This is a genomic window from Brevundimonas sp. UBA5713, from assembly GCF_002419815.1.
Taxonomy (GTDB): domain Bacteria; phylum Pseudomonadota; class Alphaproteobacteria; order Caulobacterales; family Caulobacteraceae; genus Brevundimonas.
The window spans coordinates 1-12,139 of the sequence record NZ_DIGV01000058.1 but is presented as its reverse complement, the minus strand read 5'-3'; the positions used below and the strand labels follow the sequence as shown (position 1 = coordinate 12,139).

The 12,139-nt window shown below is 63.8% G+C and carries 5 protein-coding genes and 1 pseudogene; 2 read left to right on the top strand and 4 right to left on the bottom strand.

The features are described 5' to 3' along the window. Positions 1-108 precede the first annotated feature (108 nt). On the bottom strand, positions 109-2,541 hold the full coding sequence (locus B3B04_RS13680; RefSeq protein WP_292043674.1) for a zinc-dependent metalloprotease: 2,433 nt from the start codon (positions 2,539-2,541) through the stop codon (positions 109-111). Between the two features lie 109 nt (positions 2,542-2,650). After that, entirely contained in the window at positions 2,651-4,396 is a 1,746-nt protein-coding gene (gene ggt, locus B3B04_RS13675) for a gamma-glutamyltransferase (protein WP_292043673.1), read from the bottom strand. A gap of 356 nt (positions 4,397-4,752) precedes the next feature. Here ggt and B3B04_RS13670 point away from each other — a divergent pair, with 356 nt between their 5' ends. Both B3B04_RS13670 and B3B04_RS13665 read left to right on the top strand, forming a co-directional pair. Further along, positions 4,753-7,776 carry a TonB-dependent receptor domain-containing protein gene (locus B3B04_RS13670; protein ID WP_292043672.1) on the top strand — a complete coding sequence of 1,008 codons (3,024 nt, stop codon included), beginning with the start codon at positions 4,753-4,755 and terminating at the stop codon, positions 7,774-7,776. Positions 7,777-7,859: 83 nt separating this feature from the next. Further along, positions 7,860-9,335, top strand: a complete 1,476-nt coding sequence (locus tag B3B04_RS13665; RefSeq protein WP_292043671.1) for an amidohydrolase — start codon at positions 7,860-7,862, stop codon at positions 9,333-9,335. 81 nt (positions 9,336-9,416) lie between these two features. Here the strand turns inward: B3B04_RS13665 and ftsH are convergent, their stop codons facing one another. Both ftsH and B3B04_RS13655 read right to left on the bottom strand, forming a co-directional pair. Then, positions 9,417-11,387 (bottom strand): ATP-dependent zinc metalloprotease FtsH, encoded by a 1,971-nt coding sequence (gene ftsH, locus B3B04_RS13660; RefSeq protein ID WP_292043670.1) that lies wholly within the window; start codon positions 11,385-11,387, stop codon positions 9,417-9,419. 53 nt (positions 11,388-11,440) lie between these two features. Beyond that, a pseudogene (locus B3B04_RS13655) lies at positions 11,441-12,139 on the bottom strand (hypothetical protein); the annotation flags it as partial.

The following is a 12,139-nucleotide window of genomic DNA, read 5'->3' as shown; positions in this document are numbered from 1 at the left end:
CTCACACAGGGACGCGGCAGTGTTGCAACCGTTACCCAAGGTGTAAGCCGTCAACCTCAAGAGGGTTGCCTGCCGACGTCAAGGGATCGGCAGGCACACCCTCAAGACTTAGATCGGCGCGCCTGGCGGAACGGCCTGAGCCGATTTCAGCACGGACCATCCTGACACTTCGCCTGTCAGGACGCTGGCCAGATGGCTGGCGTGGGCGGTTTCCAGACGGTCGCCACGTACGCGCTTCAGCGCCTCGCCATATTGGCGAGCGGCGTCCAGAAGGGCGGCCTTGGCAGTCGGAGTCAGGGTGTCGCTCTCGGCCAGCGTGGCCAGATATGATGCATAGCGGCTGCGCACCACGCGGCGCAGCTCGGCCTGGCGCGGGCTGGCCGTCCCTGACAGCAGTTCGGTGCGAATGCGGTCCAGCACCTCGGTCAGGGAAAGTTGCGACGGATCGCGGCGGCTCTGCTCGACCAACTGGTTCAGGCGCTCCGGAGCGAGCAGGGTCTCGAACACCGTCTCGGCCACAGCCCCAGCCGCAGAGGTTGGATCAAACACGCCGCCGACGCGCCCCTCGAACAGTTCGATCCCGAACTGGCGATCATACGATCCGGACTGGGCCGAGGACAGCAGGTCCAGCAGATCGTCACGCACATCCAGCTCTGCCGGATCAAGTACGCCCATCAGCGACGACAGGGCCGCACGTTGCACATCGGCGGGCACCGAAACCGCACGTTCAAACCCGTCCCCCTTGACGGTATAGCCATAGTCCAACCCTGCAACCTGACGCGCCACGGCGGTCGTCTGATAGCGGTGATAGAGATAGATCGGCACGATCACGCGGCGCAGATCGGCGGCGGGTGCCCCGTCCGGCAGGTTGTGCAGACCAAAACGCGACAGGGCTATCCGGCGCACCTGCATCACATTGGCCAGTTCGGCGACGGGGTCTTCGCCATTGTCCCACATAGCCCCATAGGGTTGCAGCGAGCCCAGCGGTCGGGTGTCGCTGTCGGACACAAAGCGATAGCCCTTGGCTTGGGCCTCTGCGGCCAGTGCGGCACGGCGGGCCACCGGATCGACGCCCGGCTGATCGCCATACAGCCAGTTGACCAGATAGAGGTCCCACGCCCCCACGCCCGTCGAATAGGCGTTGGAAACATCCAGTTCGCCGTCGCGGGTAATCACCCAGGGTGCCGGATAGTCCAGCACCGAGGCGCGGCCCTCATAACGCGAGGCGGCAAAGTTGTGCGACAGACCCAGCGCATGGCCGATCTCGTGCGCCGACAGGTGGCGCAGGCGGTGATAGGCCAGCTGGTCCGGATCATCCTGCGCCCCAGTGCCGGATTTGTCGGCCCCCAGCAGACCCTCAAAGATCATCTTGTCCTGACGGTCGCGCAAGGAGCCCAGCTGCACCACGCCGCGCACGATCTCCCCGGTGCGGGGGTCATTGACGCTGGTGCCGGTGGACCAGCCGCGCGTCTCGCGGTGGACCCATGAAATGATGTTGTAGCGGGCATCCATCGGATGCGCCCCTTCGGGCAGAACCTCGACGCGGAAGGCGTCGATAAAGCCCGCCTTGTCGAACGCCTCGGCCCACCAGTTGCCACCTTCGATCAGGGCTTGACGGATCGGCAGCGGCGCGGCGCGGTCCACATAGAAGACGATGGGCTTTTTAACGGTAGAGCGGGCCGCCGACGGATCGGTCTTCTCCAGACGGAAACGGCGCGCCAGACGGTTCACCACAGGCGCATCCAGACCGGCGGCGAAATCCACATAGGTGATCTGTGCGGACGTGCCCGAGCGCGGATCGTGAGGCACGGTAGCGAAGCCCTCATCCGGCAGTCGGATAAAGCTGTGGCGCACGGCCAGCGACAGGGAGCGGGCATCGGGGGCCACGCGGCCGATCTGTCCGGTCGGATCATCAGACGTATAGGTCTGGACGCTCTGGAACTCGACATTGTCGGGGAAGACCAGCGTCTGGGCCGCATCCAGATAGGACAGACTGTTGGCCAGTCGATAGGTGCCCTGCCCCGAGCGTTTCAGACGTGCCGCCACATTGACGGCGTCGCGCTCCAGAAAGCCGGACAGGTCAACGCTGATGCTGCCATCGGCGTGGCGCTCGGCCACATCGCCGGACCAGACGATGGAGGTGGCAAAGCTGGCCGCCACGGCGTTCTGTTCGTCGTCGACGGCCCCTACGGCGCGGAAGCGTTCATTCTCGAAGCGGGCGAAGACCTTGTTGCCGACCACGGTGAAGGCGACGATCTGGGCACTACCCAGCGCCGAGCGATCCAGCCCCGCGCCATCCATGCCCAGCCCCTCGGAGATACCGGGCTGATAGAGGTAACGTCCCAGCACACCATCGGCATCGGGGGCGGTGAAACGGGCGGTGACCTTGCCGCGCTGGGCGTCCACGCGCACCGCGAACAGGCCCTCCTGCCATGGCGCCGAAGCGGTCGCCTCTGCTAGCCGGTTTTGGGCCACAGCCCCGCCCGTAACAGCCGAAGCCAGCACCAGAGCCGCAGCCCCTGCCATCAATACCTTACGCATGCGCACGCCCCTCGATGTTTGACGACGTCCCCTCCGACGCCGCGCCCTTAAGCCTTGGTCCAATAAGAAAAGGCCCGGCGCAAGGGCCGGGCCAGATCATTTGCCGTTTTTAACGGACGCCGATCGCCGAAGCGTCCGGTCGGCGGGTGTCTGCCGCCCCGTAGAAACGGTCACCCTCGATCATGATCGACTGGGTCGAGCCCATGGTGTTGGAGCCACGGGTCTGGTGACCGCGTGCTTGCAGCAGTCGTTCGATGTCGCGCGGGAAGCCGCTTTCCAGCTCCAGCGGAGAGCCGCCCCAGCCCTGGTTGATGCGTGGACGCATCGCCGCCTCGGCCACATTCAGTTTGTGGTCGATGACGTTGGAGATCAGCTGCACCATGGTGGCGATGATATAGCCGCCACCCGGCGTGCCGGTGACCAGCCACGGCTTGTCGTCCTTGAACACGATCATCGGGGTGATGGTCGAGCCGGTGCGCTTGCCGCCTGCCGGAGAGTTCGGCTGGCCTTCGGTACCCCACGAGAAATTATCGAGGTGATTGTTCAGCAGAATGCCCGTCCCTACCGGAGCGACGTGCGCGCCATAGGAGTTGGACAGGGTGTAGGTCACCGAGGCCGCATTGCCGAACTTGTCCGCCACCGAATAGTGGGTCGTGTCCTGGCTTTCATATGGATAGGGATTGCCGTCCGGCACCTGATTACCGTCCAGCACCGCATCCATCGACACCAGTTTCACGCGTTCGGCGGCGAACGCCTTGCTGGCCAGACCTTCGGCAGGCGTGTCCCAGTGCGGGTCGCCACCGATCAGGCGGCGGTCATGGTTGGCCACCTTCATCACTTCCGAAATCAGGTGCAGGCTGTCGACGCTGCCCCAACCCATTTCGGCCAGATCGAAATGCTCCAGCATGTTCAGGGCCTGCGCTACCGTCACGCCCGAGGCGGTCGGCGGCATGAAGGCGATGCGGTGGCCACGGTACGATCCCCAGATCGGCTCGGACACTACGGCGCGATAATTGGCCATGTCTTCCATGGTGATGAAGCCGCCACCGGCCTGCACACCCTCGACGATCTTGCGGGCCAGCTCGCCCTTGTAGAATTCGTCGGCGCCGCCTTCCGCCACCTTGCGCAGGCTTTCGGCCAGCAGCGGCTGTTTGAAGACCTCACCCGCACGGTACGGCGTGCCGTCCGGCTTCAGATAGGCCTCGGCAGCACCCGGATCGAGCGCAAGAAAACGGGCGCGACCGGCGGTGGCATCGGCTTCGCCATCGGTCAGCACATAGCCTTCCTCGGCCAGTTTGATGGCAGGCTGGACCAGTTCGGACCACGGCATGGAGCCAAAGCGCTGATGGGCTTCCCAAAAGCCCATGACAGTGCCGGGCACGGCCACATTACGCATGTCGGACGGGCGCGAGCGGTCGAACTTGCCATCGGGTCCCAGCAGCGACTGCGGGGTCATCGAGGCCGGAGCCACGCCATAATAGTTGATCGCAATGTCCTGGGCCGGACGATCCGCCGTCGCGGCCATGTGGATTATCAGATAGCCGGAGCCGCCGATATTCCCTGCGCGCGGTAGGGTCACAGCCTCGGCAAAGCCGACGGCCAGAGCGGCGTCCACGGCATTGCCGCCCTTGGCCAGAATTTCCACGCCTACGCGGGTCGCCAGATCCGACTGGCTGACCACCATGCCATCGCGGCCGATGACCGGATTGTGGATCTGGCTATAGCTGACGATATCGCCGCCGCTGCCCGAAGCGGGACGGACGGCCGCCTCCTGCGCCACCGCCGGAACGACTGCCGGAGCGAGGCCCAGAAGCGCCGCTGCCGAGACCATTACAAACCAATTCTTACGAGCCACGCAGCCCTCCCCTTTTCTGTTTTCGCCCCAATAGGGACACCGCAGCGCCCTCAAGCCTCACCGCACGAAGATACGCCAATCGCACACCAAGCTTATCTAAAGCCAGGCGATACCATTCTATTTTCAGTCACATAACAACATGTTTTGGAATAACGATGTGTGGTATCGCCGCTATATTGGCATTTTTTAACCCTCATTGTGTTGCAGAGTTGTTCTCTTGCTGTAACAACCCCAGCCACAAGTTCGGCCGCATACCCTTGTCACAGAGGGGCGGGGATGTGGGGACCGGACGCTGAAACCCCGAGAAGCTTGGCTTTCAAGGGGCTTCAGGCCTTATCATTGAGGGGTTCATCGATATGTCCTATCGCCACGCGCGCCGGAATCTCCGCGCCGCCATGCTGGCTTCCAGCGCCCTGCTGGGTGCCGCAGCCACCACCGTCTACGCGCAAGAACAAGACGTCACCGAAGTCGAGGAAATCGTCGTCGTCGGCTCGCAGATCCGCGGTGCCAAGGTTACGGCGGCTCTGCCGGTCACCGTCGTCAGCGAAGACGACATCATCGCTGCGGCTCCGGCCTCGGGCGACGACCTGTTCCGCTCGATCCCGCAAATGGGCGACGTGACCTTCAACTCGTCCTATCAGCCGAACACCGCCAACTCGGCCCGTGGCGACACGGGTTCGGTGAACCTGCGCAGCCTCGGCATCGGCAACACCCTGGTGCTGCTGAACGGCCGCCGCGTTGTCGGCCACCCGACCTCGCAAGCCAACGAACACCTCGTTCCGGTTCTGACCTACAACACCAACGCCATTCCGGTGTCGGGCCTGAAGCGCATGGAAGTGCTGCGTGACGGCGCCGCCGCCATCTATGGCGCAGATGCCGTGGCCGGCGTCGTCAACACCGTCCTGCGCGACGACATGAACGACTGGACCGTCTCGACCCAGTACGGCGGTGCCGAGGGCACCGGCATGCGCGAGCTCAACTTCTCGCTGTACGGCGGCAAGGACTTCCTGGATGGCCGCGCCAACGTCTCGGCCTTCTTCAACTATGACCACCGCGACGAGCTGAACACGCTCGATCAGGACTACACGGCCACCAACAACATCAGCCACCTGTTCGCCGGCACCGGCTTTGAAAACGACAGCACGCTGGTCGGCACCTCGAACATCGCGCCGTGGGGCCGTTTCACCGTCCGCAACGCCAATGGTTCGGCAGGTCAGGCTTTCACCGTCCTGCCTGGCACCCATGCGCTGTGCGCCACCCAGATCGGCGATGGCGTCTGCCTGCGTAACAACGGCACCCTGCCGTCGGAACTGAACGCCGACACCGCGACCATGGGTCTGTCGGTCATGCCAGAAGTGGACCGCTTCAACCTGTTCCTTACCGGTCGCTATCAGATCAACGACAACATCGAAGCCTTCGGTGAGCTGGGCGGCTATCACGCCAAGTCGCAAGCCTATCAAGAGCCGATCGCCTCGGCCTCGGCTGTGAACTTCATCATTCCGGGCACGAACTATTACAACCCGATCGCGGGCAGCCCGGACATCACCATGACCGGCTACCGCTTCTCGGACCTCGGCCCGATCAGCGTCGCCGTCACCAACAAGCAGTTCCGCATTTTGGGCGGCCTGCGCGGTGACTGGAACGGCTGGAACTGGGAATCGGCTGTCCTGTATTCCGAAGCGTCGGCCAAGGACGTGTCGGACAACATCTCGGCCACCAAGCTGGAAGAATGGGCCGGCAAGAACACGCCGGACGCCTATAACTTCTTCAACGGTGGTAACGCCAGCAATCCGCAAGTCGGCGACACCACCCTGTCGAACCAGGCTGCCATCGACGGCATCCGCGTGGATCTGGTGCGTCGTACCAAGACCGAGCTGGCCCTGTGGGACTTCAAGGTCTCTCGTCCGGACATCTACCAGCTTCCGGCCGGTCCGGTGGGCGTAGCTGCGGGCATCGAGTTCCGTAAGGAAACCCAGATGGACGACCGCGACGACCGCATGGACGGCACCATCCGCTACCAGAATCTGGCTGGCGTCTGGTCGTCGGACTTCATCAACCAGAACGAAAATCCGGACACCTACGGGGAACGTGACGTCTTCTCGGCCTATGCCGAAATCGCCGCGCCGCTGGTCTCGCCGGACATGGGCATTCCGCTGGTCCACAACCTCGAGGTCCAGCTGGCTGGCCGCTTCGAGGAGTATTCGGACTTCGGTTCGATCGCCAAGCCGAAGTTCGCCGCGGCATGGGACATCGTAGACGGCTTCCGCGTTCGCGGTTCGTGGGCACAGGGCTTCCGCGCCCCGAACCTGGAACAGATCAACGCAACCGTCATCACCCGCTCGAACCAGACCATCGACTGGACCTATTGCGCGGCTCTGGACGCCAACGGTGCCCTGTCGGGCGGCCTGCGTAACTGCGGTGCCAACACCGGCAACTACGTCAGCGCCGACTACATTGACGACTTCCGTCAGGCCCATGCCCGCAAGTCGACGCCGGAGCGCCGCTCGGGCAATCCGGACCTGGATCCGGAAGAGTCCGAGACCCTGTCGATCGGCGTGGTGTTCCAGCCGCGCTTCATTCCGGCCGAGTACGGCGATTTCACCATCACCGCTGACTGGTGGCAGGTCGAGCAAACCGGCATGGTCGGTCTGTTCCGTGGCCAGAACGCTGTGACGCTGGACTACCTGCTGCGCAAGAACGGCTCGTACAACCCGAACGTGGTCCGCAAGGAAGTCACCGCCGCCGACGAGCGTATCTTCGCCGGTTCGGGCTTCGAGGCTGCGGGCGAAATCGACCACATCAAGGACGCCTACACCAACCAGCAGCCGCAAACGGTTGAAGGTCTGGATCTGGGCGTCATGTGGAAGCTGCGCACCGACCGTTACGGTGATTTCAGCGCCAACCTGAACGTCTCGCACCTGCTGAAATACTACCTCGACATGGCGCCGGACACCCAGCGTCTGTCCGATGCCGTGGCTTCGGGCGAGCTGGATTCGAACATCTTCATCTCGGGCTCCATGGGCGACATGATTGCCGACATGGGCCGTCCGGAATGGAAGTGGTCGCTGTCCACCACCTGGCGCAAGGATGCATGGACCGTGGGTGCCTTCACCCAGTACATCTCCTCGCTGTACGACGACAGCGTCACCAACGCCGACGGCGACTTCTGGACCGTGGAAGACACCCTGACGGGCAACCTCTACGCCGAATACGCCTTCGATGGTTCGCAGATCACCCCGGCTCTGGCTAATGCCTCGGTCCGAGTGGGCGTCCGCAACATCACCGACGAGACCCCGCCGCTGGCCAGCGGTGGCTATGTCGGCACGGTGTACCAGCCCTACGGGCGCTACTGGTACGCCAGCTTCCGCAAGACCTTCTAATCAGTCTTGAGACTTTCGGGGCGGAGGGCGAACATCGCTCTCCGCCCTTGGTTTATGTACCCTACAGAGTATCGGAGCCGACTATGAGACACGCTTCTCGTCGCCAGACCTCGATCAAGGCCCTTGCCGCTGCCGCCTTCGGCATGGCCGCCCTGACCCTTTCTGCTCCGGCCATGGCCGGACCGCTGTCGCCAGAGCACCACAGCGCCATCATCTCGACGGTCGAGGCCAATCAGCCGGCGCTTGACCATGCCGCGCTGGAGCTTTGGAAATTCGCCGAGCTGGGCTTTCAGGAGCACCAGAGCGCCGCGCTGCTGGCCCAACAGCTGCGTGACGCGGGCTTTGCCGTCGAAACCGGCATCGCCAACGAGCCGACCGCCTTCCTCGCCAGCTTCAAGAACGGCGACGGCCCCGTCATCGCCGTTCTGGCTGAGTACGACGCCCTGCCGGGACTGTCACAGACCCTGAGCCCGGTTCAGGAAAGCGCCGGTGGCGCAGGCGGTCACGGCTGTGGCCACAACCTGTTCGGAGCCGCCTCGGTCCACTCCGCCATTGCCGTCAAGGCCTGGATGGAAGCCAACAACATTAAGGGCGAGCTGCGCGTCTATGGCACGCCCGCCGAAGAAGGTGGCTCGGGCAAGGTCTATATGGTCCGCGACGGCCTGTTCGACGACGTCGATGTGTCGCTGCACTGGCACCCCAGCAATGTGAACTCGGCCCGTCAGGGCAACACCATGTCCAACGTCTCGGGCAAGTTCCGCTTCTACGGCGTCTCGGCGCATGCCGCTGCCGCACCGGACAAGGGCCGCTCGGCCCTCGATGGCATCGAGGCCATGAACTACATGGTCAACATGATGCGCGAGCACATCCCTGACCGCACCCGCATCCACTATGCCATCACCGATGGCGGCAAGGCCCCGAACGTGGTGCCGTCCTATGCCGAAGCCTATTACTATGTGCGCCACACCGATCCGGAAATCGTCCGCGATGTTCTGGAGCGCGTGAAGCTGGCCGCCGAAGGCGCGGCGACGGGCACTGGCACCCGTGTCGAGTTCGAGGCCATTGGCGGCGTCTATTCGATGCTGAACAACGAAACCCTGATGCACGTCATGGACCGCAATCTGCGCTCTGTCGGCGGCATCGAATGGAATGAGGAAGAAATCGCGCTGGCGACCGAAATCCAGAAGACCCTGACCACCAAGGTCGATCTGGCCAGCGTCGGCCAGATCGAACCGGCCGTCATGGGCGGTGACTTCGGTGGCTCGACCGACGTGTCTGACGTGTCGTGGGTCACGCCGACCGTGGGCCTGTCGACCGCCACCTTCGTGCCGGGCTCGGCCAGCCACAACTGGCAGAACGTCGTGGCGTCGGGCACCACCATCGGTCTGAAAGGCGCGCATCTGGCCGCCAAGACCTTGGCCCTGACCACGGCGGAACTGTTCCAGTCGCCGGACGTCATAGCCGCCGCAACCGAAGAGTTCGAGCGCCGTCGCGGCCCGGACTTCCAGTACCGCGCTCTCATCGGTGACCGTGCACCGGCCCTGAACTACCGCGACTAAGTCGTTTCAAGGAACGGACCAAAACAAAGGGGCGGCACCTGCGGGTGCCGCCCCTTTTTCATGTCTGCGAGAACCGCTGGATCAGGCCGGAGCCCGATCCCCTTCCGGCGGGCTGACCGGCACACCGGTCGCTGCGGCGATATCGGCAGCCGCCGCCTCTTCCGGCGTCAGCGGCACCGACGACGACGGGCCGGAGACCGGTGCGCCCACGTCTTCGCGGTTCGGCGGAGTGCCGTCCTTGAGCAGAGCATTGATCTCGTCACCCGACAGGGTCTCGTATTCCAGCAGGGCCTGAGCCAAAGCCTCGTGATCCTGTGCCTTGGTGGTGAGGATGTGACGGGCCGCGTCCCAACCTTCATTGACCAGACGACGCACTTCCTCGTCGATCACCTGTGCGGTCTTTTCGGAGATGTTCTGGGTGCGCGAGACCGAGTGGCCGAGGAAGACTTCTTCCTGGTTCTCGCCATAGGCCACCGTGCCCAGCTTCTCGGAGAAGCCCCAGCGGGTGACCATGGCGCGGGCCAGTTTGGTCGCCTGTTCGATATCCGACGACGCACCCGAGGTGATGTTTTCCTTGCCGAAGATCAGCTCTTCGGCCACGCGCCCACCGGCCATGATGGCGATGCGGTCGATCATCTGTTGGTACTTCATCGAATAGCGGTCGCCTTCCGGCAACTGCATCACCATGCCCAACGCGCGACCGCGCGGGACAATGGTCGCCTTGTGGACCGGATCGGCCATTTTGACGTTGAAGGCGACAATGGCGTGACCGGCTTCGTGATAGGCGGTCAGGCGCTTTTCTTCCTCGTTCATGGCCATGGACTTCCGTTCGGAGCCCATCATGACCTTGTCCTTGGCGTCTTCGAAATCGCGGTGGGTGACCATCTTGCGATCCTTGCGGGCCGCCGTCAGAGCCGCTTCGTTCACAAGATTGGCAAGGTCCGCCCCCGAGAAGCCCGGCGTGCCGCGCGCAATCGTCTTGACGTTGACGTCGGCGGCCAGCGGCACATCCTTCATATGGACGCGCAGAATGTGTTCGCGGCCCGAAACGTCGGGGTTCGGCACCGTCACCTGACGGTCGAAACGACCGGGACGCAGCAGAGCCGGATCCAGAACATCCGGACGGTTGGTCGCGGCGATCAGGATGATGTTTTCCGACGCCTCGAAGCCGTCCATCTCGACCAGCAGCTGGTTGAGGGTCTGTTCGCGCTCGTCATTGCCACCGCCGAGGCCTGCGCCACGGTGCCGGCCCACGGCGTCGATTTCGTCGATGAAGATGATGCACGGCGCATTCTTCTTGGCCTGTTCGAACATGTCGCGGACGCGCGAGGCACCCACACCGACGAACATTTCCACGAAGTCCGAACCCGAGATCGAGAAGAAGGGCACGCCCGCCTCACCGGCCACAGCACGGGCCAGCAGGGTCTTACCGGTACCCGGAGGGCCCACCAGCAAAGCACCCTTCGGAATCTTGCCGCCCAGACGCTGGAATTTCGACGGGTCTTTCAGGAAGTCCACGACCTCCTGCAGCTCTTCCTTGGCTTCGTCCACGCCGGCGACGTCGGCAAAGGTCTTGCGGCCCTTATGCTCGGTCAGCAGCTTGGCCTTGGACTTGCCAAAGCCCATGGCCCCCTTGGAGCCGCCCTGCATGCGGTTCATGATGAACAGCCAGAAGCCGATGATCAGCAGCACTGGCAGCAGCAGGCCCAGCAGGCCCGACCACCACGGTTGCTTGGTCGACTTCACGTCCACGGCGATGCCGGCGGCGTTCATCTTGTCGATCAGTTCCGGATTGGGGAACGGCACCACAGTGGTGAATTTGCTGTCGTTCTTATAGACGCCGTTCACCGCATCACCGCGCACGGTGACTTCCTTGATCTCGTTACCGTCAATGGCGGTGACCAGTTGGGAGTAGGTGATCTGGGCGGGGCGACCCGCGGCGGCCGGATTATTGGCCCCCGTCATCGCGCCGCCATTCTGGCTCATCGTGCTGTACACCACGGCCATGACCAGCAGGATCATGGCACCGATGGCAATATTTCGCAGGTTCATGCGGTCCTCAGTTCCCCGACCAAAACCGGATGGCTAGGTCGGACAGACATATCTCAGACTGAAAATAGGGCAGTCGAACCCTTTTCGCTATGCAAAGCCGCAAACAGTCCGGCTTCCTGCGTCGTTTCGCCCATACCCGCAGGGGCATTCAGGCAAAAACGCAGCGGCGCGAGCGGTGTTACCTCAGCCGTTGTAAACGCTGCAACGACGGTTTCCGATCCTTCACGGCGCAAAACCGGCACGCTGGCGCGAACAAAGGGCGGCAGGGCCTCGAACGCCGCCCGATCCGACGCAGACAAACGCGACAAAAGCCCCCTGGCGGGCAGGACGGTCCAGCCATCATCCGGTGCCGTGATTTCAAACCGGCCATCCCAGACGGCGGGCACCCGTTGACGCAAATGAAGCGGCGGCAGACCGGAGCGCACCATCTCGCCCGCCTCGCGCGCGATCAGCACCTGATCGGCGCTGGCTTCGATACGTGCGCCGCACAGCACGGCTGAGAAGGGTTCATTGCCGCAAATGTGGGCCTGCACACGCGCCAACCGGTCACCGCGCGGCGGTCGCACTGTGCCCGAGGCCGACAACAGGGCCGCTGCCAACACCCGCCCCGAGGCCTGGGCCAGAGCCGCGCGATCAAAGGCCAGCACGCCATGACGGCCCCAGTCCCCCGCCTGCCACGGCCATGGGGTCAGGTCTTCGCTATCGTACGCGCTCTCCTGCCCCGCCAGCGCCTGACGGGCACGGATGCGGTG

What these genes read in the sequence shown, in the direction of transcription:
- B3B04_RS13665 (WP_292043671.1), top strand. Translation starts at nt 7,860, where the DNA reads ATGAGACACGCTTCTCGTCGCCAGACCTCGATCAAGGCCCTTGCCGCT.
- ftsH (WP_292043670.1), bottom strand. Translation starts at nt 11,387, where the DNA reads ATGAACCTGCGAAATATTGCCATCGGTGCCATGATCCTGCTGGTCATG.
- B3B04_RS13680 (WP_292043674.1), bottom strand. Translation starts at nt 2,541, where the DNA reads ATGCGTAAGGTATTGATGGCAGGGGCTGCGGCTCTGGTGCTGGCTTCG.
- B3B04_RS13670 (WP_292043672.1), top strand. Translation starts at nt 4,753, where the DNA reads ATGTCCTATCGCCACGCGCGCCGGAATCTCCGCGCCGCCATGCTGGCT.